Source organism: Bordetella sp. N (assembly GCF_001433395.1).
In the GTDB taxonomy this organism is placed as follows: Bacteria; Pseudomonadota; Gammaproteobacteria; order Burkholderiales; family Burkholderiaceae_B; genus Bordetella_C.
In genome coordinates this window covers 5770851-5797247 of the sequence record NZ_CP013111.1, presented here as the reverse complement: position 1 = coordinate 5797247, position 26397 = coordinate 5770851, and the positions used below count along the sequence as shown (strand labels likewise).

The window sequence follows — 26397 nt, the reverse complement described above, 5'->3', positions numbered from 1 at the left end:
TCACGGGGGATTCTTTGCTTTGCCCTGGCGTTCAGTCCGCCACCGCCATGCACGCCACCAGGGCTCGCTGGATGTCGCGGCGCACGGTAATCAGGGTGCTGCCCGTCTGCGTCGCGATCTGCTGCAGGGTCAGGCCGTCCAGCTGGGCCATCAGGAAAGCCTGGCGGGTGCGGGCCGACAGGCCACGCAACATCGCGTCGATGCGCATCAGCGTTTCGACGACGATGAGTTCCGTCTCCGGCGAGGGGGCCTGTGGTTCGGGAAGATGCGCCAGACTTTCCAGATAGGCCTGCTGCACCTGGCGGCGGCGCCAATGATCCACCAGCAGGCCCTTGGCGATATGGGTAATCAGGGCGCGGGGCTCGTCATTCAGCGTGGCCAGGCGGCTCGAACCCATCAGGCGCAGGAAGGTATCGTGGGCCAGGTCGGCCGCGTCGCAGGCATCGCCGAGTTTGCGGTGCAGCCAGCCGCGTAGCCAGCCATGGTGATGGCTGTACAGCGATTGCACTGTTTGCGCGGAAGTGGGGTCGAGAGCGGTCACGGGTTGTCCGGGCGGCGGGCCGCCGCAGAATGATAATGAGAACCGCTCTCATTTTTTCTTATTATTTTCGTAATTGCAACCCTGCTGGGGGGCACACGTGCTCACGTGGCGTCCGCCGGGGGCACGTGGACTCAGGTGATGTCGGGGCTCATGGTGCCGCCCTGCGGGGCGGCGGTCAGGTCGTCAGCCGGCTGAGTAGACACAGCACCAGCCATGGCGGGAGGCGCGGCCACGGACATCGCTGGAGCCACGGCAGCAGCGAGAGCCGGAGCCATCGTCGGTGCCCTAGCCGTAGACGGCGTCTCGGCCACAGGGGCGGCCTTGACCGCGCCGGCAGCCAGGGTATGGAACAGGTGTTCCGGCTCGAAAGGCTTTTGGCAACGAGGGTAGTGACGGTAGGGTTCACCCAGTACCGACCCACTGTAGCCGGTGGCGAACACGAAGAAGACATCCCGTTCGGCCAGCGCGTCGGCAACGGGGAAAGAGGTTTCGCCATCCAGATTCACATCAAGAATGGCGGCGTCGATCGGCGTGGCGCCAGCGGTCACCAGGGCGACGGCTTCGTCAGCAGTGGACACCGGGCCGATCACTTCAGCGCCGACGTCTTCCAGCAATTCAACGACCGTCAGCGCCACCAGGTAGTCATCCTCAACTACCAGAATGCGTCGGCCCTCCAGCACCCTTGCTCCGTCTTGCATCGCCATTCTTACCGCCAAATACGTCAGTAACCCCGGCATCGGCGATTCGGCCGCTGCTCCCATCCCCCGCCACCGTCGGCAGTGGGACCTCTATCCTGCACGCTATGCCATCCATGTTGAACCGTAATTCGGTCCGGGCCTTGAGCGTGTACTTCAATGCCTTCTCGATCAGTTGCCGGCCGAAGCCGACCTTGCTTGCGTCGGGCGCGGATTTCAATCCGTGCTCCGTCCAGTCCAGAACCAGGGATTCCACCCCCGACGGGCCCTTCTCCACATCCCACCGCACATCCAGATAAGCGGCATCGTCCTTCAAAGCGCCGTATTTCACCGCGTTCGTCGCCAGCTCGTGCAGGGCCAGCGCGATGGTCTGAACGTTGTTCACACCCAGTTGCACGGCAGGACCGGTGATCGAAATGTGCTCACCTTCGCTCTTGCCCAGCGCACTCAACTCAAGCCGCACGATCTCATCCAGATTGACCAGGCTGCCATCGGCATCCCCGATCAGCCCCTGCAGGCGCCCCAGCGCAGCCAGGCGACCACGGAAAGTCTGCAAGGCAGGATCAGCCGGCAAAGTCTGCTGAGCGATGGACTGAATGACCGCCAGCAGATTGCGCGTACGGTGCTGCAATTCCGCGATCAGCACATTCTGGCGCTCCTCAGCATGAATCATGCCGGTAATGTCGACAAACGTGATCACCACGCCATCGCTCAGCCCGTCCACGTTCAGATAAGGCGCCAGGCGCACCAGGAAATGCGCCCGCTGGTTCCTGCTGGCCACCTTGCGCTCCACGGTTTTGCCACCGTCGAACACCCCAGCGATGTTTTCCTCCAAACCCGGCAGGTCGAGGCGGCTGACCAGATCGGTAAGCGGACGGCCACGATCGACATCGCGAATATTGAAAATATTGACCATGGCCGGGGTGAAGGACCGTATCAGCCGCTTGCGGTCGAGAAACACCGTGGCAACGGAAGTGCTTTCAAACAGATTCTTCAGGTCGCCGTTGGTCCGGTCCAGTTCCTCGATCTTGCCGTTCAATTCGGCATTGACGGTGTGCAGCTCCTCGTTCAAGGAGACCAGCTCCTCTTTCGACGCTTCCATCTCTTCGTTGGAAGACTGCAGTTCCTCGTTCACCGACACCAGCTCTTCGTTCGAGGACTTCAATTCCTCAAGCGCGGTCTCGTACTCCTCGATCATGGACTGCAGCCGCTCCCGCGAATCGCGCAGCTCCTTCTCGATCTGCAGCGTCGTGCCATCCTGCATGACCTGGGCGCGCAGCAAGGCCTCGTCGCGGTTCAGCACCGGCCCCTGGTCCGTGAAGACCACCAGGTACATACGGTCGCCCTGCGATTGCTCAGGCAAGGGCTCGACCGACAGGCTGATGAACTGCACCCGGCCGTCCTCCCCCTCGATGGCGACGCCCTCCCGGGTCACCGTCCGGCCGAACTCCACGGCCTCGCGGAATACCGAGCGCAGATCCAGCCCCAGCCCTTTGCGCGCCATGGCGAAAAGCTGGCGTGAGGGCACGCCGGGCGCGGCTTCCAGGTATTTCCCGGTGCGGGAAGAGTAGTACACGACATCCCCGTCACGCGTGGTGACCACATGCGGGGGCGTGAAGCGCTCCAGCATATGATTGTCGACGGCATGCCGCAGCGCGCCGCCGCCCAGGCTGGGACGGCTCGACGTCAGCGTAGCGATATGGCCGATGCGCGCGGGCGACATGGACAAAGGCAGGCGCAACGGCGCCCCGACGACGTCGCGGCGCTGGAAAATACGATGCTTCTTCTCCACCGGCACGAACAGCTCGTCGAACTGACTGACGTTCTCCGACGTCCCCAGGAAAAGATAGCCGCCCGGGCGCAGGGCGTAATGGAAAGTGGGGATGACCTGGCGCTGGATCTCCTGCCCGAAGTAGATCAACAGGTTGCGGCAGGACACCATGTCGATCCGCGAAAATGGCGGATCACGAATGACGCTGTGCGGTGAAAACACGCAGAAATCGCGAATCTCCTTGCTGACGACATAGCTGCGGCCATCGTGTATGAAGAAGCGCTCGCGCCGCGCGTCCGATACTCCATCGAGCAAAGGCAGCGGATAACGGGCCGTGCGCGCCACTGAAAGCGCGCTGTCATCGATATCCGTGGCAAATATCTGCACCCGCGGCGTCTGCTCGAAATCGTCCAGCAACTCGCGCATCAACATGGCGAGCGAGTAGACCTCTTCCCCCGTCGCACAGCCAGGCACCCAGATCCTCACCGTGTCGCGGGCGCCGCGTCCATCGAGCAGCTTGGGCAGGATGCTATCCGCCAGGGCCTGGAAGGCCTGCGCATCGCGGAAGAAGCTGGTGACGTTGATCAACAGGTCGCGGAACAGCGCGGCCACTTCTTCGGGGTCCGCGCCCAGGCGCGTCACGTAGAGGTCCGGCTCCTCGATTTCCAGCACCTGCATGCGCCTTTGCACGCGCCGAAGGAAGGTGTTGACCTTGTAGCCGCTGAAATCGTGGCCCATCTGGGCCCGCAGCAGCGCATAGATGCTTTCACGTGCTTCGTCCAGTTTGCGAGCGCCAGCCCGGGCGCGATCGCCCTCGGCCAGATCGTCCAGCAGGTATAGACCCTTGGCAAAGCTGACCAGCTTCGCGCCCATCTGCTCCGCGGGAACCGCAAAGTCGACGATCCCCGTACCGATGGCGCTCTTGGGCATGTTCTCGTGCTGCGGTCCGAAGGCGTCCGCCGTCTGCGCCAGGGTCAGCCCGGCGCGCTCCTTGATGGCCTTGATGCCCAGGGTGCCGTCGGCATCGCCGCCGGACAGCACTACCCCCGCCGACAGTTCACCGATATCCTCGGCAAGTGCGCTAAGAAAGATGTCGACCGGCCGGCGTTCCGGATGTGCTGGATCCACCTCGTCCAGCGACAGCTTGCGCTTCTTGATTCCGACGACCGCAGCGGTGGTCGCCAGGTAGACGCAGTTGATCTCCACCGGCATGCCGTCTTCCATGGGCAGGACGCGCATGGACGTGAAACGGGCGACGATCTCCGGCAGCATGCTTTCGCGGCCGGGGCCCAGATGCGTGACGATGACGCAGGCGAAACCGGGCTTGTCCGGCACGCCGCGGAAGAACCCCTGCAAGGCTTCCACCGCGCCGGCCGACGCGCCTATGCCTACGATGGGAAAATCCGCTGCTGCCGCCATGCTTGCTCCCGCGCTCGCGCGCGCCCGTTTCCATGTGTATGTGCCAGGCAAGCGCACCTGGCGCCCATGAGAGCGCCAGGCCGCGGCATGCCGACGGAAAGGGTAGCAGACTATCGATGACCAGGGGGCGGCGCCTGAGACGCGGTTTTACTTATGTTCGGCGGTGATGGACCGGGTCTCGCCGGTTTCGACCAGGGTGCGGGTGGCGTCGACCGAGCCGTAGATCCACAGGATCTTCATGCCCTTGGTGTCCGACAGGTTGCGGAAGCGGTGCGGCACGCCCGCCGGGATCCAGGTGGTGTCCATGGGCTTGAGCCGGAATTCCTTGCCGTCGATGTCGAACATGGCGTCGCCTTCCAGCAGCATCACGCTTTCTTCGCAGTTGTGGAAGTGGAAGGGAATCTTCGCGCCGGGGCCGAACTCGGTGATGCCGTTGATGAAGGCTTGCGCGCCCTTGGACGCGCTGGCCAGGGGGATGGTGCGGGCGCCGCCGCCGCGTTCGTAGGCCTTCATCTGGTCCGGGTGGAAGATTTGCGGCTTGAGGCCGGCCGGTTCCGGGGACTGGGACGGGACTTGGGCGGTGCTGGACATGCGATGTGCTCCTGGACAATCGGGTAAGCCGAAAGTCTAGACAGCGCGTGACGGCACCGTCCAATGCCGAATGGGCAAGCAGGTATATCATTCTGCGATAGACCTGTACGGCAGAGGGCGCGCGGCGGTGAATCTTCGAACCCTGAAATACTTCGTGGCGATCGCGGACGCGGGCAGCCTGACGGCCGCCGCCGAGGCGATTTCCATCGCCCAGCCCGCGTTGAGCCGGCAAATGCACGCGCTGGAAGAAGAAATGGGCGTGCCCCTGCTGCAAAGAACTGCGCGCGGCGTGCGTCTGACCCAGGCCGGCGTCACGCTCTACGAAGCCGCGCACCGGATGCTGGACGAAGCGCAGCGGGTCAAGCGCCAGCTGGCGGGCCCGGCCGAATCCGGTGAAAGCCGCATGGTGATCGGGGTATCGCCCACCCTGTCGCGCGTGCTGGTGCCCGGCCTCTTCGACCGCTGCCATCGCACGCTGGACCAGACGCGGCTGGTGGTGCGCGAAGCGTTCACACCCGAACTGCTGGACATGCTGGAAAAAGGCATGCTGGACATGGCCATCATCACGAGCATGAGCGCCAGCGCCGACCGCCCGCTGGCCTTGCATCCGCTGGTCGGCGAGCCCTTCGCGCTGGCCGCGCCCAAGTCCATGAAAATGGAGCCCATCGTGTCGCTGGCCGAACTGGCGCGCATCCCCCTGCTGATGACCACGCTGCACCGCACCGTGGTCGAACGCCAGTTGCAGCCCATGGGCGTGCATCTGAACATTCACTCGGAAATCGATTCGGTCGATGCGATCCGCGACCTGGTGCGCAATGGCGACTGGTGCACATTGATGCCGGTATCCGTATTCAAGCAGGCACGGGGCGACGCGGGTGTGACTTTGACCGAAGTTTCCGGTGTTCAACTCAACCGCCATCTGATGATGGCTACCCGCATCGAGGCCACGCAGGGCACCGCCGTGGCCGCGCTACGCGAGATGGTCGTCGCCGAGATCGCCAGGCTCGATCGCCTGCGGGTGTTCAACTTCAGCAAGGCACCCGCCGGGCACTAACCGCGAGCCAGATCAAAATAATATAGGTCCGTCCGGAAACGGTATTAGTGGCCGGCGCCTCTGCTTCCTATACTTCCCTGACACCCGACAAGACGGGCCAGGGACGCGGCCACGCCATGCAGCGGCCGCCATAGACAAGCTACAGAGATGACCGCCAAGAATACCGAACGCTCGATTTCCATCGATACGCCATCCGTCCCCGTCGCTGAGCTGCAGCGCTTCATCACCCTTGTACTGACCGCCACAGGCATGCCGCCCGAGGATGCCGACACGGTAGGCGCCATCATGGCGCAGGCCGACGCGCGCGGGGCCGACGCCCATGGGGTGTTTCGCCTGCCTGCCTATGTGAAGCGCATCCGCGCCGGCGGCATCAATCTGCGTCCGGACATGCGCATCGTCGAGGAGCGCGCCGCCACCGCCCTGCTCGATGGCGACAACGCCATGGGCCATCTGGTCATGAAACGGGCCACGGACCTCGCCATCGAAAAAGCCCGCCGCGCCGGCATAGGCTGGGTCGGCACGCGCCACAGCAACCATGCCGGGCCGGCCGGGCTTTACGCCCGCATGCCGCTGGTACACGGCATGATCGGCATCTACATGGCCGTCGGCAGCGCCAATCACATGCCGCCCTGGGGTGGCATCGACATGCTGCTGTCCACCAACCCCATCGCCATCGCGGTGCCGGCCGCCAGCCGCCCCCCCATCGTGCTGGACATGGCCACCACCACCGCGGCCTACGGCAAGGTCAAGGCGCTGGCCCAGCGCGGGCAGACCATGCCGGAAGGCTGGATGGTGGGCCGCGACGGCAAGCCCCTGCTGGATCCCAAGCGCTCGGACGAAGGGTTTCTGCTGCCCATCGGCGGCGCCAAGGGCTATGGCCTGGCGCTGATGTTCGGCATCCTGGCCGGCACGCTCAACGGCGCCGCCTTCGGCCGCGACGTGGTGGATTTCAACAAGGACTACAAGAGCGTGACCAACACCGGCCAGGCCGTGCTGGCCATCGACGTCACCGCCTTCATGCCGATGGCGCAGTTCGAAGCCTGCATCGATGATATCTGGACGCAGATGAAGTCCTCGGAACTCCTCCCGGGCGCCGGCGAGATCCGCCTGCCGGGCGAGCAGTCCGCTATCACCTACGAAGACCGCATGCGCGACGGCGTGCCAGTGCATGCGGAGCTGCGGGCCGCGCTGGACGCCCTGGCCGAAAGCGTCGGCGTCGCCCCCATCGCCTGAAGCCGCCGCACCCGGGCGGCACCCAACGAAGAACGTGGACTGAAGGACATGCAATACCAGCGGTAAATGCGATTCCCGTAACGCCGGCATACCGTCCGGCGACCGGTACATAAAAAACAATGGAGAGGAGACAGCGATGGTTACGCGCAGAGGTTTTCTGGCGGGTTCCGCCAGCGCCGGCATCATGTTCTGCGGCTGCGGGCTGCTCGACGCCGCGCGCGCGGCGCAGCCGGCCGGCAAACGCCCCGCCTTGATGATGAACGGCGAACGGGTCAAGGTCATCGACACCCATGCGCATTGCTACTTCCAGGAGGCCATAGCCCTCATGGGCGAGGACGCCAAGAAGGTCCTGCCCCCGGTGCGCGGCGTCCAGGAGCACTTCATCGCCGCCGGCGACGAGAAAGCCATCGCGGGCCGCCTGGCGGACATGGATGCCATGGGCGTGGACATGGAGGTCCTGTCCATCAACCCCTTCTGGTACGGCAAAGACAGGGACACGTCCGCCGCCATCTGCAAGATCCACAACGAGAAGTTCGCCGAGCTGAGCCGCGCGTATCCCGATCGCTTCACGGCGTTCGGCTCGCTGTCCTTGCAGTTCCCGGACCTGGCGGTGCAGCAACTGGAACATGCGGTCAAGACACTGGGGCTGCGCGGCGCGGCCATCGGCGGCAGCGTGGGCGGCGCCTCCTTTTCCGATGAGCGCTTTCATCCGGTCTGGGCCAAGGCCCAGGAACTGGACGCGACGCTGTTCATCCATCCGCAAAGCACGCCGGAACTGGCCAAGCGCTTCCAGGGCAACGGCTGGCTGTCCAATGTGATCGGCAATCCGCTGGATACGACGATCGCGCTGGAGCATCTGATCTTCGAGGGAACGCTGGATAAATTTCCCCGGCTGAAAATCCTCGCCGCCCATGGCGGCGGCTACCTGGGCACGTATGCCGCGCGCTCGGACCGGTCCTGCTACGTCTCGCCGTCGAACTGCAATCCCGAGATCGTCCTGAAGAAAAAACCGTCGGAATACATCCGCCAGATCTACGTGGACGCCATGGTGTTCACGCCGGAGGCCTTGAACTTCCTGATTTCCCAAGTCGGTATCGACCAGGTCGTGGTGGGCACCGACCATCCCATTCCCTGGGAGCAACATCCCGTCGACCAGGTGTTGGCGACGTCCATGCCGGATGACCACCGTGCCGCGATCCTCAGCGGCAACGCAAAAAAACTACTCAATATCAAACTTTGAGGGGAGACAGACCATGACAAAACACGCCATGAAAAGCGCTTTCACGCAAACCCTGCGGCGCGCCTTGCTCGCGGCAGGCATCGTGGCCGGCGGATACACGGCCGCCGCGCAGGCCGCCTACCCCGATCACGCCATCACCATGATCGTGCCCCTGGCGGCGGGCAGCGCGGTGGATAACGCCGCGCGGCTGGTAGCCCAGGAAATGGCCAAGGAGCTGGGCGTGGCGGTGGTGGTGGAAAACCAGCCGGGCGCCGCCGGCATCATCGGGGCGGATCGCGTGTCCAAGGCCGCGCCGGACGGCTACACCATAGGCGGCTTCAACGACAGCATCCTGACCATGGTGCCCAATATGCAGGCCAATATGCCCTGGGACCCGGTACGCGATTTCGCGCCGGTGTCGCTGGCGACGACCTTCGCCTGGGCCCTGGTGACGACACCCAGCTTGAACTACAAGAGCGCCGCGGACTTCATCGCGGCCGCCAAGGCGGCGCCGGGCAAGCTGCACTACGGGTCCGGCGGCATCGGCAGTCCGCAACACATTGCCATGGCGCTCTTTACCGCGCGTAACAAGCTGGACGTCGTACACGTCCCGTACAAGGGCGCTTCACAGGCGGCGGTAGGGGTGGCGGCGGGAGAAGTCCAGGCCGCGTTCCAGGCCGTGGCAACCGTCAAGAGCCTGTCCGACGGCAAGAAACTGGACTTGATCGGCGTGTGTTCGGAGAAGGAGCTGGCCAGCTTGCCCGGCGTCAAGACCATCTCGGAATCGGGCTCCGTGCCCTTCACCTTCGAGTCCTGGTTCGTGGTGGTCGCGCCCAAGAAGACGCCGGCTCCTGTCGTCGAGCGCCTGAATGCCTCCATCAAGAAGGCCCTGGCCAATCCCGACCTGCAACAAAAGCTGGCGGCGCAAGGCGCATCGCCACGCGGGTCGTCGGCCAAGGAACTGGGTGACCTGACCAAGTCGCAGCTGCAGGTCTACAAGAAGTTGATCGACGATAACAACATCAAAGTGGATTGATCCCCGTTGCCGCGTCCCGAGCGCATGCGCGCCAGGGACGCGGCCGAGAGCCCTCGCCGCGTGCGGTCAGCCAGTCCAGATACAACCAGTATCTTTTTCAGCCTTTTCGACAGCCTTGCGTCAGCAATTTGTTTCAGGACGCCGGTAATATCCCGCCCGGCGTGCGAACCACGCCGGCGCCCTGCCCCCCAAGCACAGCAGAATAATTTTTACCCAGGCTTGCCGGGCCGGCCGCGCTATCGAAGAACTGAAGAATTGGACTATCAAACGCTCGCCTCACGCAGTTAGGAGATCTCATGTTCAAACGAAATACCCTTGCGGCCATTGCCCTGTCGCTGACCGCGCTGCTGCAAGGCTGCGCCCACACCTCGCCGGACGAGGCCGCCAAGCAGAGCCTGGCCGCCGCCCAGCACACGCTGGCGCCGACCGGCACCCTGCGCGTCGCGATGTACCAGGGCAGCCCCACGTCCTATGTCGCCGGCAAGGACGGTGACGACCCGCGCGGCGTCGGCTACGACGTCGGCCAGGCCTTCGCGCAAAAGCTGGGCGTGCCGTTTGAAGCCAAGGTCTTCCCCAACAATGCCGAAGCCCTGAAGGCCGTGGCCAATGGCGATGCCGACTTCACGTTCACCAATGCCACCGACGAACGCGCCCAGACCATGGACTTCTCGCCCACGGTGCTGGACGTGGAAAAGAGCGCGCTGGTGGTGAAGAACTCGCGCCTGAAGAAGCTGGACGACCTGAAGCGCAAGGGCCTGCGCATCGGCGTCAGCAAAGGCAGCTCGACGGGCGAAGAACTGAAGCCGTTCTATCCCAAGGCCAGGCTGGTGCCGGTGGCGACCCTGGCACAGGCCGTGGAGATGCTGCGTACCCGCAAGATCGACGCCTTCGCGACCAATAACGCCATCCTGTTCGAACTGAGCGACAAGCTGCCCGGTTCGCGCGTGCTGCCCGACCACTGGGGCCTGGAACATTTCGCCATCGGCGTGCCCAAGGGCCGCGAGGCCGGCCAGGACTTCGTCAAGGATTTCGTCCAGGCGTCGGTTGCCAACGGCACGGTGCAAAAGGCCGTGGAACGCGCCAACGTGCGCGGCACGGTGTCCGCGCAATAAGGCGGCCCCGGGCAGGCGGTCTTTGAAGGACGCGGCGAGCAGGACCCTTTTCCGACTATGATCGGAATCCTCGAACCCGCTTCCCGTCCCGGCCCCGCCACGCGCGGGGCGAGGTTTACTTGCGACCATGCGTTACCGCCTGCCCCCTCTGAACAGCCTGCGCATCTTCGAAGCGGTGATGCGCCATGGCTCGATACGCCAGGCCGCGGGGGAACTGTGCCTGACGCCGCAGGCAGTCAGCCTGCAGCTCAAGCAGCTGGAATCGCATCTGGAACAGCAATTGTTCCAACGTAGCGCGCGCAGCCTGACTCCGACGGACGCCGCCCGCCAGTTCTACAAGCATGTACGCGACGGGCTCGACCGTTTCGCCGAAGGCGTGGACGCCATTCAGCCGGCCTCCGCCAAGCAGCAGCTCTATCTTTACGTCAGCCCGTATTTCGCCACCGAATTCCTGGTGCCGCGCCTGGGCCGCTTCACGTCGTGCGTGCCCGACATCGATGTGCGCATGGCCATCGGCGTGGAGCTGGACGAGTTCAACAACAAGGGCCTGGAGGCCGCCATTCACTGGAGCTACGGCGCCCCGCCGGAGTTCGTGGAGACGCCGCTGATCGACGACCTGAAAGTATTGGTGGCGACGCCGCGCCTGCTGGAGCGGCTGCCCGTCAATACCCCCCAGGACCTGCTCAAGCACGCGGTGGTGGTGCCCCTGGTGGCGAACTCGCTGTGGGAAGACACGCTCAAGCTATTGGGTGTGGAAGAGCGTCCGTCCCAGCCCATCATGATGCTGCACACGCACGCCGCCATGATGGAAGCCATCCTGGCCGACCTGGGTGTCGGCTTCATTTCCTACGCCGATGCCGTCCGTGGCATCCACGCGGGACGCCTGGCGGCGCCCTTCGGCATGGACCTGCTCAAACAGCTGCCCGTCGGGCACATTCCGCGTTTCAGCCTGCTGGTTCGACCCGACCGCCGGCATTCGCCCACCCTGATGCAGTTCACCCGCTGGCTGCTGGATGAAGTCTGCACCGAAAGCGTGGTCGGCTACACCTCGAAGTGCAGGCCCGACCAATACGCGGACGCCTGATCCGCCGGGCTCGGCGGCCTGCCCGCCCGGCCGAGCAAGGGGTTGGCTGCCCCGGTATCCTCGAATATCTCCTTCGCCATCATCTTCACCGCCGTCTGGTAGATCACCTCGCCGGCGCACTTGCCGTCGCCACCAGCTGGGTAGACGGTGCCCATGGTCCCGACCAGCCCCGCCATCAACAACCCTCTCTCGGTGCCACGGCTCATGTCCAGGTCCTTGCGCAGCAACTGCTCGACATCCGCGCCTAGCTGACTCAGCAGAGCCTTGCCTTTGGCATCGCTGAACCCCTGATAGGCGCGCACGTCGCGCGGCTTGACCTTGCCCGATTCGGCATCGCGGCGTGTGGCCAGCCGCTGCATCAGCTTAAGCAGCGCGTCCATGCGTTCATGCTCCCGCAGCGTTGCGTCCCGCTCGGACGGCGCGGCGAGCCGGCCCGGGCGAGACCGGCAGGCGCGACACGCGCGACCTATGGACGCCAGCCTGGACGTGATCACCTTGATGGATGTCTGCGCCACGGTCAGCGCATCGTGCCTCAATGCGCTGATACGCTTCAGACTGGCGCGACCCAGCGCGCCCGGACCGATACGGTTGAGACCCGCCAGCCGGTGGATGTGCCCGGCTGCAAGTTGATCCAGATCCAGATCGCGCGCGGTCACCCGATGTTGCGCGGACGATATGCCGGATGTGCTCATGGCTAGACTCCAGGAAAGTATCAGCCCTCCAAGCCTAGCGGCGTCGTCTGGCGCGAACCATCATCCAGATAGAATTTCGCCCCGGCATCACGCGGATAACCGAGGCGAAAATTCCTGTGCATCGCGAAGAAACTATTCAGGACGCGGCTCGTCCCCCGGCATCGGCTGTCCGGTGTTATCGCGGGTCAGGATCAGCGCGACGATGCCCAGCACCGCCCCGAACATCAGGTAGTACGCGGGCATCATCTTGTTGCCCGTCTGCTGAATCAGCCAGGCATTGAGCATGGGCGCCGTGCCGGCAAACAGCGCTACCGCCACGTTATAGCTGACCGCCATGCCGGTGAAGCGCACCTGCGTGGGAAACAGCGCCGGAATGATCGAGTAGATGCAACCCAGCAGCGCCGCCAGGCAAAGATTGAGGATCAGCAGCGCGACGACCTTGATCGTATAGTCGCCCGTCACCAGCATGTTGAAGCACGGAATGGCCATGATCAGCACGCCGAAGCTGCCCGCCAGCATCAGGCGCTTGCGGGTGATGCGATCCGCCAGCGCGCCCATGACCGGAATCATGGCGATCAGGAACAGCTGAGGCCCCAGGGACATCAGGAAGCCGGCCTTGGCGTCGATGGTCAAAGTGCTGATCAGGTAGGTGGGGATATACGTCGTCACCGTGTACAGCGTGACGTTGGTCACGATGATGATGCCGCAGGAAAGCAGCACCAGCCGCATGCACTTGGTGAACAGGTAGTTCCAGCCGGCGTTGGCATGCGACTTCTTGTTCTCGCTGACGGCCTCGAAAGCGGGCGACTCTTCCAGGCGCTTGCGGATATACAGACCAATGCCGCCCAGCGGCAGGGCCAGCAGGAAGGGAACGCGCCAGGCCCACTGGTAGATTTGTTCCGTGGTGAAGAACGTCGTCAGCACCGTGGTGATGGTGGCGCCGAACGCAAAGCCGCTGATGCAGCCGACTTCGATCCAGCTGGTGATCGCCGTGCGGCGCTTGTCCGAGCAGTACTCGGCCACGTAGATCGCCGCGCCACTGCCTTCGCCGCCGGCCGAGATACCTTGCAGCAGGCGCAGCAGCACCAGCAACACCGGCGCGGCCATGCCGATGGTGTCATGCGACGGAATCAGGCCGATGGCGAAGGTGGCCACCGCCATCATCAGGATGGTGACGGTGAGCACCTGTTTGCGGCCCAACCTGTCGCCGATGGGCCCGAAGATGATGCCGCCGAAGGGACGCGCGAAGAACGCGATGGCGAAGGCCGCCAGCGATGCGATCAATTGCGTTCCCGGCGCGCTGGCCGGGAAGAAGACCTTGCCCAGGACGCTGGCCAGATATCCGTAAACCGAGAACTCGAACCACTCGACGAAACTGCCCACCACCGACGCCAGGACGACGCGATTCAGTTCTTCCTTGCCCACCTTGCGTGGCGCGGTGGCTGAGGTCGTATCGCCCGGCGCGCCGCGTCGATCGAACCGTAGTTCGTCGGATGCCTGTGCTGCATTGATAGCCATCGTGTTCCCCTTGTGTTCCAGCAGCCTGGCGCTGGGATATGCTCGGCTGCGCAACGCGGGGCACATGCCCCGCGCTTGCACGCCGCGGTTTAGTCGAAGGCGTGCGGGTAATCCTGCCGCGCCTGTGCTTCGCTGATGTAGCCGTCACGAACATCCCGTTGGACCAGGGCGGCCGGACGCGCGGTGGGCGCGCCGTAGCCACCGCCACCCGGCAGATCCAGCACCAGGCGCTTGCCTTCGGAAATCAGCTGCGTGCCCTTGGCTTTCATGACGGTGCCGTCGTCCATGCCCACCTTGCCGGCCGCGCCGTTGCCGCCGCCTTCATGGCCGCGGGCGGGGAAGGCAACCCGATCGAACATGGCGTTCAAGGTGAAGTGATAGCCGTCGTGCGCACCGATTTCGATGCGCTGGCCCAGCCCGCCGCGCCACTTGCCCGCGCCGCCGGAGTCGGGCCGCAACTCCTTGCGCCAGACGATGATGGGGCCGATGCTTTCCGTGACTTCGGACGACATGGTGTGCACGCCGCTGGGGAAAGCCGTCGCGCTGAGGCCGTCGCTCGCGGGACGCGCGCCGGTGCCGCCGGTATTGAAGATCAGCATTTCATGGCGAGCCTGATTGGTTTCGGGCCGCACACCGGTAAAGCGCATCTGCAGGTTCCACAAGGCGCTGGCGCCTTCCGCCGGGATGAGGTCCGGCTTGTAGGTTTGCAGGGCGCCCAGCACCACGTCGGGAATCAGATGGCCCAGCACGTGCCGCACGGCCACCGGCGCGGGACGCGGCGCGTTCAGGATGCAGCCTTCCGGCGCGGTGATCTCGAAGGGCTTGAGCGAGGCCCAGTTATTGGGAATATCCGGCGCCAGCGCGCATTTCAGGGCGTAGCAGGCATAGGCCTTGGTATAGGTCAGCGGCACGTTGATGCCGTACTTGCTGGGGCCCGACGTGCCATCGAAATCGGCGTACATGGTGCCGTCCCTGGCTTGCACGGTGACGTGCAGGTCGATCGGCTGTTCATAGCCGTCCACGCGCATTTCGTACGCATGGCTGCCTGCCGGCAAGGCCGCCAGGCGTTCGCGGGTGGCCCGTTCGCTATGCTCGAAGATGAACTCGGCCAGTTCCTGCAGGTCATCCAGGCCGAACTCGTCCATCATGGATTCCAGGCGCCGGCGGCCCGTGTCATTGCAGGCCACCAGGGAGTGGAAATCGCCGATCACCTGATCGCGCTCGCGCACGTTGCTGCGCAGGATCTCGATCAGGTCTTCATTCACCTCGCCGCCCTTGTGGAACTTCATCAAGGGCACGCACAGGCCTTCTTCGTACACTTCGCCGGCATCCGGGCCGAAACCGCGGCCGCCGATGTCCACCACGTGCGCGGTCGAGGCGAAGAAGCCGATCAGGCGCGGGGCGCCGGCTGGTGTCGCGGCTGCACGGCGGAATACCGGCGTGACCATGGTGATGTCATGCAAATGCCCGGTGCCCTTCCAGGGGTCGTTGGTGACCAGCACATCGCCCGGCACCAGCTTGCCGGCGAACTGGTCGACGAAGTGGCCGACCGATTCCGCCATGGAGTTGACGTGGCCCGGCGTGCCGGTGACGGCCTGGGCGATCATGCGGCCCTGGGCGTCGAAGACGCCGGCCGACAGGTCGCCCGCCTCGCGCACGCTGGTGCAGAAAGCCGTGCGCACCAGGGTGACCGCCTGTTCCTCGACCACCGCGATCAGCCGGTTCCACATGATCTGTTCGCGGACGCGGATGGCCGCGCCTTTCTTGTTCGTGCTCATTACGCGACTTCCTTTTCTGCACGTTGAATCAGCAGGCAACCGTCCTCTTGCAGGATCAGGCTGTAGCTCGGGCTGACATAGGACGAGGTTTCTTTTTCGGTGACGATCAGCGGCCCATCCAGGCGCAGGCCGACCGGCAGGCTGGCGCGATCGTAGATGGCGCAGTCCAGGAATTCGCCGGTCTTGGCGTCGAAGACCTGGCGGCTGTCGATAGGCGGATAGTCCTTGCGCGAGGCGACGCGGTCGCCCAGGCTGGCCTTGATCCGTTCCGGCGGCGGCACTTCGCTGCGCAGGGACAGCGACCAGCTGACGACCTCGACGTCCAGGCCGACGACTTCGTGGCCGAACAGTTGCGTGTAGGCCTGCACGAAATTCTCGCGCAGTACCCCAAGCCCTGCCTGGTCGACGACGGCCATCGGCGCGGCGACGGGGATTTCCCAGCCCTGGCCGGCATAACGCATGTAGGCGCGCAGTTCGCGCACCGTGGTGCCCGTATGGCCGGTTTCGCGCAGGAAGCTGGAAACCTCTTCATTCATCTCGGCGATCATGCCGTTGACCACGTCGGCATCGAAGCGGGTCAGGCGCATCACGGCGCTGCGCAGCGACTCATAGCCGAAGGGCGCGCGCAGAAAGCCGATGGCCGAGCCCACGCCAGCGCCAGGCGGCACCAGCAGGCGGTCCATGCCGAGCTTTTCGCAGAGGCGCGCGGCGTGCAGCGGGGCTGCGCCGCCATAGGCGATCATGGCGTATTCGCTAAGGTCGCGGCCGCTTTCGACGGCGTGCATGCGCGCGGCGTTGGACATGTTTTCGTCCACCATTTCAGCCACCGCGTAGGCGGCCTGCACGGTCTCGCCGTTCAGGGGCTTGGCCACGTGCGTCTCGACGGCCTTGTGCGAGGCTGCGGTGTCCAGGGTGATGGAGCCGCCGGCGAAGCGCTTGGCGTCGAGCTTGGCCAGCACCAGGTCGGCATCGGTAACGGTGGGCCGTTCGCCACCGCGGCCGTAGCAGGCCGGTCCCGGCTCGGAGCCGGCGCTTTCCGGGCCGACGCGCACTTGCTTCAGGTCGTCGACGTGGGCAATGGAGCCACCGCCCGCGCCGATTTCCACCATCTCGATCACGGGGATGGAGATGGGCATGCCGCTGCCTTTCTTGTAGCGGTAGGTGCGGGCGACTTCGAAGGTGCGGGCCGTCTTGGGATTGAGGTCCTCGATCAGGCAGATCTTGGCCGTGGTGCCGCCCATGTCGAAGGACAGCACGCGTTCCAGGCCGTAGCGCGCGGCCACGTGGCTGGCGTAGATGGCGCCGCCGGCCGGGCCCGATTCGAGCAGGCGCACGGGGAATTCCGCGGCGCTGGCCAGGGACATCAAGCCACCGCCGGAGTGGATCAGGTACAGCGGACAGCGCATGCCCTCTTCCGCCAGCGCGCTGGCCAGGCGGTTCAGGTAGGACGACATCAGGGGCTTCACGTAAGCGTTGGCGCATACGGTGTTGAAGCGTTCGAATTCGCGGATCTGCGGCGACACTTCGCTGGAGATCGAGATGGCCACGCCAGGCAGCGCGCGCAGCAGGTGTTCGCGCACCTTGCGTTCGTGCGCGCCGTTGCGGTAGCTATGCATCAGGCCCACGGCCACGCTGGTGAAACCGCCGGCGCGGATGGCGTCGATGATGCCATCCAGGCCGTCGAGGTCCAGCGGCACCAGTTCATGCCCGTTGGCATCCAGGCGTCCCTTGAGCGAGTAGCGGTCGCAGCGCGGGATCAATGCCGGGGGCAGCTGGATGGCCAGGTCGTATTGCTCGAAGCGGCCTTCGTTGCGCATTTCGATCACGTCGCGGAAGCCATCGCTGGTGATGAAAGCGGTCTTGGCGCCGCGGCGCTCGATCAGCGCGTTGGTCGCCAGCGTGGTGCCGTGTACGACCGAACGAATGATCGAAGGCGAGATGCCGGCTTCCGCGGCCGCCAGCTTCAGGCCCTGGACGATGGCTCGCTCCGGTTTCTCGTAATCCGTGAGCACCTTGGCGGTGGACAGCCGCCCTTCGTATTCCAGCGCCACGTCAGTGAACGTACCACCGATGTCGACACCCGCCCTGCATGCTGCCTGCGTGTTTGCCATGTTCTGCCGTAGAGAGCCTGTGAATCGAAGCGGCCTTTGATTCGCCGCCGTACGAATCGATCATCGGTCCGGCAGCGCAGGCTTGGCAAACAAGTAATTAGTGCTGCGAGGACAAGTCTGGCTGTGCCAGCAAATACCCTCATAGGGTTAGTCCGAAGCCTGGGGAGCGCTGATTTCCTGAGGCGCGCTATTCCAGACGGATGCCTAATTCCTTGATCAGGGGCGCCATCTCCGCGCGATCGTGCTCGATGGTGGCGCCCAGCACCGCGGGGGTGCTGCCTATGGGGATCATCCCCAGCGTGGCCATTTGCGCCTTCATAGCGGGATCTTGCAGGATCTTGGCGACAGATTGCTGGATGAAGGCGATACGGTCCGCCGGCACGCCAGCCGGCGCCATCAGGCCGATCCAGGGCTGCGGCGCATAGTCCGCCATGCCGGATTCCTGCAGCGTGGGGGTGTCCGGCAGGCCGGCGAAACGCGTCGGACTGGTGATCACCAGCGGACGCAGACGGCCCGCCTGGATCAGGGCCTGCGAACTGGACGGCGCATCAAGGGCAATATCCAGTTGTCCTCCGATCAGATCGTTCTGCGTCTTGCCCGACGAAGCCGACGGCACGTACAAGGCCTTGACCCCGGCGCGCCGCGCGGTCTGCTCCCAGATCAGGTGGAAGGCCGTGCCGCGCGGGAAGGAACCGATGGCCAGCTCGCTCTGATGGCTGGCGCGCACGAAGTCATCCCAGGTCTTGAACGGACTGTCGCTGCGCACGATGAACAGAAACGGCGTGCGCGCCACCAGCGAAACCGGCTGCAGGTCTTTCTGGGGATCGTAGGGCAGCTTGTCGACGGCGAAGGGAACGATGGTCAGCGCGGACGCCACCACCATGCCCAGCGTATAGCCGTCGGCGGGTGACTTCACCAGCACGCCGGTGCTGATGATGCCGGACGCGCCCGGGCGGTTCTCCACCACGATGGGTTGCTGCCAGGCCTCGCCCAATTTGTTGGCGAGCACGCGGAGCATCACATCCACCGGACCGCCGGGTGGATTGGACACGATGATGCGGAAAGGTTTTTCCGGAAAGGCGGCCTGGGCCAGGCAAGGCAGACACAGGGCAAGGATGAGCGCGCAGCGCTTCAGATTGATCACGAATTTCCCTTTTTATGGCACTACGGAAACGGCTCTACGCAAAAATATGTTGGGCCGGCGCGGCGTCCCAGCCGGGCGACCCGCCGCGGATGAAGGCGATCCAGGCGTGCTGCACGGCCTCTGACACTTGTCGCGCCTTTTCATCGGACAGCCCTTGCAACATGGGCGCGCCACGGAAGGCGGCGAAAGTATCAAACACAAAGGGCAGCTCGACGCAGTGGCAGGCGCCGAACTCAGGGCTGTAGCCGACATCGAAGCGGTACTCCCAGGCCTGCCGTCCACGTTCGATGGCATCCCGGGCCCAACGGCGCGAGCGCAGCGCGAAGGTCTGCTCGCCCTTGCGCCGGCTGTCTTCATCCAGTCCACCGCCGGGAAACGCGGCCAGTTCGTCGCGGGTATGGCCGATCAGGACGTCGGCGCGGCCCGCGGCCTCCGTCATGGCGGTTTCGATGTCCGCCGTCACCACCTCGCCGTCTATCGCGGGATAGAACAGGCTGCGGCTCGATCCTTCCGCCTGCAGGGCCGCGGCCACCTCTGGAGACTGCTGCGCGTCCAGCAGCGCCTGCACCGGCAGTTGGCGCGCGGCGGCCAGGCTGTCCGCGCCGGCCGCGCGCAGAAAAACGCGGCTAAGGTGTTCGGCCTGTGCGGCATCGCGAAAGCCGCGGCCCAGGCCGGCGCTCTGCATGATGGCGCGTTGGAACAGTGGCTTGCGCGCAAGCATCAAGGCAATATTGGAAGCCCCGGCGGATTGGCCCATCACGGTGATGCGCGCGGGGTCGCCGCCGAAGGCCGCGATATGCGTGTGTACCCAGGCGATGGCCGCTTCTTCGTCGAGCAAACCGACGTTGGCGGTTTCCCCCGGCAGGCATAGCCAGCCCAGGCCGGCCAGCCGGTAGTTGGGCGAGACCACCACGATGTCGCCCCGCTGTGCCAGCCCCGCACCGTCATACCAATCCAGCGCGCCGGCGCCGCTCTGCCAGGCACCGCCGTGCAGCCACACCACCACGGGACGCAATTGCGTGTCGACAGCGGGGGTCCATACGGTCAGGTGCAGGCAGTCCTCGGACTGGTCCGCCTGGAAATCGCCCATCACCCGGCGCAGCCGCGACGGCAGTTGCGGACATACCGGGCCGGCCTGCGTGGCATCTCGTTCCCCACGCCATCGGGCGGGTTGCGGCGGCGCGAAACGCAGCGAACCGACGGGCGCCTCCGCGTAGGGGATCGCGGAAAAGCGGCAGACACCCTGCTCGCTCGCGCCGATCAAGGTACCTTGCGGCAGGCTGGCCTGGACTGTCTGCTTCATCGCTGCATGCTCCTTGAGAATGTGGGGTGTGCCGGCAGCCCGCTCAGCGGCCGGGCATGACGGGGATGGCAATGACGGGCTGGTCCCGGTCGACCACACCATCGTCCAGCTTGACGGTCTGGCAGCGCGTGTCCTTGTCCAGGGTCACCTCTTCTTCGCCGCGCCCGTCGCGCTGGTCGTCGTAGTAGAAGCCCAGCAGATGGAAGGCCGCGGAAGACCGGCATTCGTAATCGTCCGAGCCGATGTTGGCGTACAGCTTGTAGGTGGTACGACTGCCCCACAGCGCGTTGCCTTCGTCGACCTCGCGCGTGTGATTGTCCCGCGTATAGGCTGGATGCGCGGTCGGCTTCACATACCTGGACTTCCAGAAAGGCGCATAGCCCAGAAAAGCGTCCCACGACTTGACCGGTGTCTTGAACGTTTCATCGATCATGGGCGTGCCGTCGGCGTTCATGGCGTAGGACCAGCGCCGGCCCTCGAAAGGCAAGGGAAACGCCAGCAGAATCACCAGGCTGAGCAGCACGGCATAGCGGGTCGACCGCGTGCCGCGAGCGGCATCGATCTGCAGGGTCACCATGAAAGGCATCACCAGCAGGCCGATCAACACCAGCAGCTTGCCCAGGTCGGCGGGATCGATGCCCAGGCCGGGAAAGTAGATCAACCCACGGCTCGTGGCGGCGCCGAAGAAGCACAGTGCCGCGCCGAACATCAACAAGGAAAACAGCAAACCGACGACGACGCGCTTCATGGCAGGGAAATTCCGCGGATACGTTGATAAAACTCGACCGCATAGGTATCGGTCATGCCGGAAACGAAATCGGTCACGCACAAGGCACGCTGGTAAGGCGACAGCGCCGCGAACTCCGCCAGCGCGCCCGGCATCAGATGCAGCAGGGTGCGGGTGCGCACGCTCTGCCCTTGCACGCCGCGCTCCGCGTTGTCTTCCACCGCGCCCAGAAAGGCCGACAGCAGGCCGCTGATCACCTCAAAGCCGCAAGCCTCGATTTCCAGCACGGCCTGATGGCAATAGACCCGCAGGCGCGCCACTTCCTTGAATCGCTTGAATGCCTCGGCCCGGGGTATGCCGATCATCAGTTCGCCATCGAAGCTGCCGTCCAGCATGCCGGGCAGGCAGGCCTCGAAGCGGTCGACCACGTCGTCGATCAGCTTGCCTATGGTCTTGGCGCGATAGAACTCCGCCTTCTGCGCGTCCGTGCCCATCTGTCGCGCGCGGCCGTCGATATGGTCGTCGCGCCAGGGGCCGTGCAGGTCCAGCAATTGTTCGTAGCTGACCACACCCGCCTTGTAGCCATCTTCTATGTCCATGACGTGATAGCAGATGTCGTCGGCTGCCTCGACCAGGAAAGCCAGCGGATGGCGATGCCAGGCCGCGGGCGCCCGCGGGTCCAGCCCCTGGCGGCGCAGCAACCCGGTCATCGTCGCGACTTCCTCGAACAGATCGGCCTCGGAATGCATATAGCCGAACTTGTGGCGGCCGATGGCCGCCCCGGCCTTATCGGCGGCGGTGGAGGCGCCGGGATACTTGGCGAAAGTCGCCAGCATGGCCGCGGTCAGATGCATGCCGCCGCGCTGCTGGGGATATTGCAGGCGGGTCAGGATGCGAAAACCCTGGGCATTGCCTTCGAAGGCTTCCAGGTCGCGGCGCTCGGCCTCGCTCATATCGCTGCGCGCCAGGAACTCGCGTCCTTCGGGCACGCGGCTGAACCATTCCTGGATCGCCGACTCGCCCGCGTGGCCGAACGGCGGGTTGCCGATATCGTGGGCCAGGCAGGCGCTGGCGACGATCATGCCCACCTCGTCCGGCTGCGCCACCTCGGCCGCTTCCGGGCAGACGCGCCGGATGCGCTCGGCCGCCCGCATCCCCAGTGAACGGCCCACCGAGGCCACCTCCAGGCTGTGCGTCAGCCGGGTGCGCACGTAATCGCTCTTGGCCAGGGGAAAGACCTGGGTCTTGTCCTGCATGCGGCGAAAGGCCGACGAGAACACGATGCGATCGTTATCGCGCGTGAATTCGCTGCGCGGGTCCTGCTCCATCGGCGCGGCCCGTTTGCCCAGGCGCTGCGGCGTAAGTAGACGGTCCCATTGCATGAAATCCTCCGGCGCGACGCGGTTTTTCGTTGCTTGTCAGGCGCCTATTATTACGGAAGACGGGGACAGAGCAAGTGCGTTAACCTTCCAGATCCATTTTGAAGGAGAAATCCATGCCTTTCGCCTCCGCTCGCCACATCCTCGTCTCCACCGAGGAAAAAGCCAAGGAACTGAAGACCGCCATCGAAAACGGCGCCGACTTCGCCAAGCTGGCTCAAGAGAACTCCAGCTGCCCGTCCAAGCGTGACGGCGGCAACCTGGGCACCTTCGGCCGCGGCCAGATGGTTCCCGAATTCGACCAGGTGGTGTTCAGCGCCCCGGTCAACGAAGTGCAGGGCCCCGTGAAGACCCAGTTCGGTTATCACCTGGTGGAAGTGACCAGCCGCCAGGACTGATCACTGCGCGCGGGCAGCGCAAGCGTCACGGTTGGGCATGGCCCTTCACGCCGACGCTGCCCGCGAGTTCGGCCACGTCCGCTGCCGCGCCCGCGGAATGATCGTGGCCCGGCATGTCGGCCTGGCTGAGCATGTCCCGATATGCGGCAATGAGCATCGCGTTTTTATGATCGAGCTCCGCCCGCAGCTTGCGGTTCTCATCGAACAGCGACACAGTCAGATCCCCCAACGCCTTGGTGGACCGGGTGCTTTCCAGGGTATCCACCGCCGCGATCCGGTCATTGCGCAACATGCGCCGGGCCAGCAGGACCAGGCCTGAGACCAAAGCTCCCATCGCTCCGCTGCCGAAAACCCATTTGATCCATGCGGCGATCTGTACGCTGTCATTGAGTGATGCATCCATCATCACTACCCCTCCGTTGGCCGTCGTCCATTCACGTCCGGCGAAGGAAAATGCTATTACCTTAACGGTAATATCATAAGATAAAAATTGTCTTGAGTAACGTGAAAATGTCCTCGAGAGGCATAGAAAATTTGTTCTTTACCTTTTCGGTAATTTAAGGTCCAATCGCGCCATGCGATCCGCCAAAGAAATCCGCCGCCTGAACTTCGTCGATGTCGTCGCACGCCTGTGCGAAGGCAGCCAGACGAAAGCCGCCGACATGCTCGGCTACTCCACGCCTTCGCTGGTCAGCCGCTACGCCTCCGGCGCCAAGGACATCGGCGACGGCACCGCGCGCAAGGTGGAAGAAGCGTTCGGCCTGGGCCTGTATTGGCTGGACACGGATCACGCCAGCCAGCCTCCCCGCGTCGAGGTTGCCGCAAGCATCGAAGCCCCCTCCGTGGCCTACGACATCGCACGGGCGCGGCCGATGCAGGGCCAGGTACCGCTGATTTCCTGGGTGCAGGCCGGCGTACTGGCGGAAGTCATCGACAACTTCGCGCCCGGCGACGCGGACGTCTGGCACGCCTGCCCGCGCCGGCACGGTCCGCACACCTTCGCACTGCGCGTGCGCGGCATCAGCATGGAGCCCAAGTTCCAGGACGGCGACATTATCTTCGTCGACCCGGACGTCGCCGCGGAACATGGCCGCAACGTGGTGGTGCGCTTCGAAGATTCGAAGGAAGCCACGTTCAAGCAGTTGGTGATCGAAGGCGAGCACCAATACCTGCGCGCCTTGAATCCGGACTGGCCGGGTCCGCGCCTGATCGAGATCGACGCAACGGCCACGATATGCGGCGTGGTGATCGGCAAGTTCGTGGAATGCTGATGTCTCCCGCCCCCGCCACGTTTCCCATATCCACCGCATGCGTCAAGACCCGATGACCACCGACAGCCCCGCCCCTCAATTCATCCCCGCCGGCCTGGTCCCCACGTCCGAGCAACGCGACATCCAGTTGGCGCGCCAGCGCATCAGCCTGGTGCAGGCGAACGCCGGCGCGGCCAAGACCACCACCCTGGCGCTGCGGGTGGGCGAAGCGCTGGCGCGTGGCCTGGCTCCGCAAGCGATCCTGGCGCTGACGTTCACGGTGGAAGCCCGCCAGGTGATGCGCGCGCGCCTGCTGGACGTGGGCCTGCCGGCGGCCACCGTGGCGCAATTGACGGTGTTGACCCTCGACGAACTGGCGCAACGGGTGTTGGCGCGGCTGGAAGACGACGCGCCCGCGCAACTGCTGTCGGCCCGCGACCTCAAGCAACCGGCGCTCGATGCGCTGGACGGCCTGGCGGAAGCCTATCCGTCCTATGTCGACCAGCTGGAGATACGCACGCACGACAGCGCGGTAAGCCAGTTCCTGGACAATCTGTTGAACCTCAAGGCCCGGCTCGCACTGGACCTGGGCGACCGCGACGAAGAGCAATCCCTGGCCTATGTGGCCGAAGACCGCGGCATCGCGCTGACCGATCTTCTATGGGCCCAGGAATTCGAGCGCTTGCGCCAGGGCGGCGGCGAAACGCCCCAATTCCGCGGCCCCTGGGACGCCACCTACGACCTGGCCCGCCTGCTGCGCGATTTCCCCGAGTGCGCCGATGCCCTGCCCGTTTATCGCCTGGTGGTGGCGGACGAACTGCATGACGTGAACGAAGCCGCGTATACCGTGCTGGAAACGCTGCTCGCGGGCGCGGACCATGGTCGCGAGGCCGTGTACTTCGTCGGCGCCGGCGACCGCGACCAGGTGATCCACTCACGGCTAGGCGCCGACGAGCAGTACCTGGACCGCCGCTTCGCCGCCCGCTTTCCCGCCACTGTGAACTATCCGCTGACGGTGACCTGGCGCCATGGCCCCCATCTGGCCCATGCCATGGAAGCGTTCAAGCGCAAACCGGTGCGCTCCGGCCTGCCGGTGAAAACCGACCTGGACGTCATGCTCTATGCGGCAGACCAACCCCCGGCCGCGGGCTGCGCCGGGCAGGTCATCGCGGCCCTGACGCGCTGGAAGGCAGACAGGCATCCTCTGGACGGCTGCGCCATTCTTCTGCGCGACCGCCATCAATCGATCGCCATCGAAAACGCGCTGATGCAGGCCGATATCGGCTATCGCACGCAGACCATGCCCAGCTATCTACGCCGCGAGGAGATCCTGTTCCTGCGCGGCATGCTGGCCATCGCGCTGGACAATCTGCACACGGTCGAAGCCATGCCGGTGCGCGAAGATATCGTCGCCGCGCTGGCCTTGTTCGGCGAGGTGCCGCTGACACCCGAAGAACTGATGCAGGCCAAACGCGATATCGCCAAACAGCCTGAACTGTTGAAGACGTTCTTTCAGTACCAGATCCAGCGGGTCGGCGCCGAAGCCGCGCGCCGCCGCATGGCGGCCGCCGTCGATCACGTACGGGGCCTGCCGGACGACGCGCCCGCCCATGAAGCGCTGCTGCGCATCTGCGAGGAAGTCGCGGTGGAAAACCTGGCGCAGCGGCTGTACGTGCATCCTTACGACACCGAGGTCGTGACCCGCTCGGTTCAGGGTTTCGTCGCGGCGGCGCGGGATTCGGGCCGTTCGCTGCGTGATTTCGCGAATTGGATCGGCACCGCCGATGCCTTCGTGGCCGCGCGGCGCAGCAAGAACCTGGTGCTGCTTGAATGCGTTGAATCGGCCAAGGGCAAGGAATTCGATCATGTCATCCTGCCTTTCCTGGAGATCGGCGAATTTCCCCATCCCCTGCGCGCCGCGCGGGAAGAGGAAAACCTGTTCTATGTCGCCGCGACCCGTGCCCGCGCACGCCTGACCCTGATCGCGCCCGCCGCCGAGCCGTTGCGCAGCCCCTATATCGCGCGCATGGAAATCACCGCGACGCGGGCCCGCTCCGACGCGGCCGTGCAGACCAACCTGGCGGCAAGGCAGGCCAAGGCGGCGGCGCAAGCAAATGCCAATGCCGTCACCCAAACGCCAACCAGCGCGCGGGCCAGGGCGTCCGCGCCCGCGCGCGGCACGCCTGCCGACAGCGGCCGCCGCGAGCTCAAGGTCTCTTACGCGGACAAGGAACACGTGAAGAAGCTGGGCGCGCGTTGGGACCCGACGCGCAAGATCTGGTACGCGCCGGAAGGCGTCGATATCGAGCCGCTGCGGCCCTGGCTGCCGCCAGGGCACTGAC

Annotated in this window: 22 protein-coding genes; 9 read left to right on the top strand and 13 right to left on the bottom strand. The window is 64.9% G+C overall.

Annotated elements, in window-relative coordinates:
• Positions 1 to 31 precede the first annotated feature (31 nt).
• The 4 genes from ASB57_RS25070 to ASB57_RS25055 all read right to left on the bottom strand — a co-directional run bounded on the left by ASB57_RS25070 (position 32) and on the right by ASB57_RS25055 (position 5017).
• Positions 32 to 541: a sigma-70 family RNA polymerase sigma factor gene (locus ASB57_RS25070; protein ID WP_057654636.1), complete on the bottom strand. Its 510-nt coding sequence runs from the start codon at positions 539 to 541 to the stop codon at positions 32 to 34.
• A 131-nt stretch (positions 542 to 672) separates the two neighbouring features.
• Positions 673 to 1239: a response regulator gene (locus ASB57_RS30820; protein ID WP_082622070.1), complete on the bottom strand. Its 567-nt coding sequence runs from the start codon at positions 1237 to 1239 to the stop codon at positions 673 to 675.
• The gene (locus ASB57_RS25060; RefSeq protein WP_082621821.1) at positions 1190 to 4426 is read right to left on the bottom strand and encodes a CheR family methyltransferase; all 3237 of its coding nucleotides are present in this window, start codon (positions 4424 to 4426) and stop codon (positions 1190 to 1192) included. The genes ASB57_RS30820 and ASB57_RS25060 overlap by 50 nt, the downstream gene beginning before the upstream one ends.
• 147 nt (positions 4427 to 4573) lie before the next feature.
• Positions 4574 to 5017, bottom strand: coding sequence for a cupin domain-containing protein (locus tag ASB57_RS25055; protein ID WP_082621820.1), 444 nt, complete (start codon positions 5015 to 5017; stop codon positions 4574 to 4576).
• A 127-nt stretch (positions 5018 to 5144) separates the two neighbouring features.
• Between ASB57_RS25055 and ASB57_RS25050 the strand changes: the two genes are divergently transcribed.
• From ASB57_RS25050 to ASB57_RS25025, 6 genes are all read left to right on the top strand, one after another.
• Positions 5145 to 6071 carry a LysR family transcriptional regulator gene (locus ASB57_RS25050; RefSeq protein ID WP_197424819.1) on the top strand — a complete coding sequence of 309 codons (927 nt, stop codon included), beginning with the start codon at positions 5145 to 5147 and terminating at the stop codon, positions 6069 to 6071.
• Positions 6072 to 6218: 147 nt separating this feature from the next.
• The gene (locus ASB57_RS25045) at positions 6219 to 7304 is read left to right on the top strand and encodes an Ldh family oxidoreductase (RefSeq protein WP_082621819.1); all 1086 of its coding nucleotides are present in this window, start codon (positions 6219 to 6221) and stop codon (positions 7302 to 7304) included.
• 136 nt (positions 7305 to 7440) lie between these two features.
• Positions 7441 to 8544 carry an amidohydrolase family protein gene (locus ASB57_RS25040; RefSeq protein WP_057654634.1) on the top strand — a complete coding sequence of 368 codons (1104 nt, stop codon included), beginning with the start codon at positions 7441 to 7443 and terminating at the stop codon, positions 8542 to 8544.
• 13 nt (positions 8545 to 8557) lie between these two features.
• A complete protein-coding gene (locus ASB57_RS25035) occupies positions 8558 to 9559 on the top strand; it encodes a tripartite tricarboxylate transporter substrate binding protein (RefSeq protein ID WP_231755241.1) in 1002 nt (333 codons plus the stop codon).
• Positions 9560 to 9855: 296 nt separating this feature from the next.
• Positions 9856 to 10671: a transporter substrate-binding domain-containing protein gene (locus tag ASB57_RS25030; protein ID WP_057654633.1), complete on the top strand. Its 816-nt coding sequence runs from the start codon at positions 9856 to 9858 to the stop codon at positions 10669 to 10671.
• Between the two features lie 127 nt (positions 10672 to 10798).
• On the top strand, positions 10799 to 11755 hold the full coding sequence (locus tag ASB57_RS25025) for a LysR family transcriptional regulator (RefSeq protein WP_057654632.1): 957 nt from the start codon (positions 10799 to 10801) through the stop codon (positions 11753 to 11755).
• On the opposite strand, the gene ASB57_RS25020 is transcribed toward ASB57_RS25025, so the two are convergent.
• From ASB57_RS25020 to ASB57_RS24985, 8 genes are all read right to left on the bottom strand, one after another.
• Positions 11713 to 12447, bottom strand: coding sequence for a hypothetical protein (locus ASB57_RS25020; RefSeq protein WP_057654631.1), 735 nt, complete (start codon positions 12445 to 12447; stop codon positions 11713 to 11715). The genes ASB57_RS25025 and ASB57_RS25020 overlap by 43 nt on opposite strands.
• Before the next feature lie 132 nt (positions 12448 to 12579).
• The gene (locus tag ASB57_RS25015; RefSeq protein WP_057654630.1) at positions 12580 to 13965 is read right to left on the bottom strand and encodes an MFS transporter; all 1386 of its coding nucleotides are present in this window, start codon (positions 13963 to 13965) and stop codon (positions 12580 to 12582) included.
• Positions 13966 to 14054: 89 nt separating this feature from the next.
• Positions 14055 to 15743 (bottom strand): hydantoinase B/oxoprolinase family protein, encoded by a 1689-nt coding sequence (locus ASB57_RS25010; protein ID WP_057654629.1) that lies wholly within the window; start codon positions 15741 to 15743, stop codon positions 14055 to 14057.
• The gene (locus ASB57_RS25005) at positions 15743 to 17854 is read right to left on the bottom strand and encodes a hydantoinase/oxoprolinase family protein (RefSeq protein WP_057654628.1); all 2112 of its coding nucleotides are present in this window, start codon (positions 17852 to 17854) and stop codon (positions 15743 to 15745) included. The genes ASB57_RS25010 and ASB57_RS25005 overlap by 1 nt, the downstream gene beginning before the upstream one ends.
• A 187-nt stretch (positions 17855 to 18041) precedes the next feature.
• Positions 18042 to 18998, bottom strand: coding sequence for a tripartite tricarboxylate transporter substrate binding protein (locus tag ASB57_RS25000; protein ID WP_231755240.1), 957 nt, complete (start codon positions 18996 to 18998; stop codon positions 18042 to 18044).
• A 34-nt stretch (positions 18999 to 19032) separates the two neighbouring features.
• Positions 19033 to 20301 (bottom strand): carboxylesterase/lipase family protein, encoded by a 1269-nt coding sequence (locus ASB57_RS24995; RefSeq protein ID WP_057654627.1) that lies wholly within the window; start codon positions 20299 to 20301, stop codon positions 19033 to 19035.
• Positions 20302 to 20344: 43 nt separating this feature from the next.
• Entirely contained in the window at positions 20345 to 21049 is a 705-nt protein-coding gene (locus ASB57_RS24990) for a hypothetical protein (protein ID WP_057654626.1), read from the bottom strand.
• On the bottom strand, positions 21046 to 22410 hold the full coding sequence (locus ASB57_RS24985; protein WP_057654625.1) for a deoxyguanosinetriphosphate triphosphohydrolase: 1365 nt from the start codon (positions 22408 to 22410) through the stop codon (positions 21046 to 21048). The genes ASB57_RS24990 and ASB57_RS24985 overlap by 4 nt, the downstream gene beginning before the upstream one ends.
• A 113-nt stretch (positions 22411 to 22523) precedes the next feature.
• On the opposite strand from ASB57_RS24985, the gene ASB57_RS24980 reads away from it, so the two are divergent.
• Positions 22524 to 22805 carry a peptidylprolyl isomerase gene (locus tag ASB57_RS24980; protein WP_057654624.1) on the top strand — a complete coding sequence of 94 codons (282 nt, stop codon included), beginning with the start codon at positions 22524 to 22526 and terminating at the stop codon, positions 22803 to 22805.
• Positions 22806 to 22830: 25 nt separating this feature from the next.
• On the opposite strand, the gene ASB57_RS24975 is transcribed toward ASB57_RS24980, so the two are convergent.
• The gene (locus tag ASB57_RS24975; RefSeq protein ID WP_156414263.1) at positions 22831 to 23214 is read right to left on the bottom strand and encodes a hypothetical protein; all 384 of its coding nucleotides are present in this window, start codon (positions 23212 to 23214) and stop codon (positions 22831 to 22833) included.
• A 166-nt stretch (positions 23215 to 23380) separates the two neighbouring features.
• Here ASB57_RS24975 and ASB57_RS31650 point away from each other — a divergent pair, with 166 nt between their 5' ends.
• Positions 23381 to 24076, top strand: a complete 696-nt coding sequence (locus ASB57_RS31650) for a LexA family transcriptional regulator (protein WP_057654622.1) — start codon at positions 23381 to 23383, stop codon at positions 24074 to 24076.
• 52 nt (positions 24077 to 24128) lie between these two features.
• Positions 24129 to 26396, top strand: coding sequence for an ATP-dependent helicase (locus ASB57_RS24965; protein WP_057654621.1), 2268 nt, complete (start codon positions 24129 to 24131; stop codon positions 26394 to 26396).
• The last annotated feature ends 1 nt before the right edge of the window (position 26397 follow it).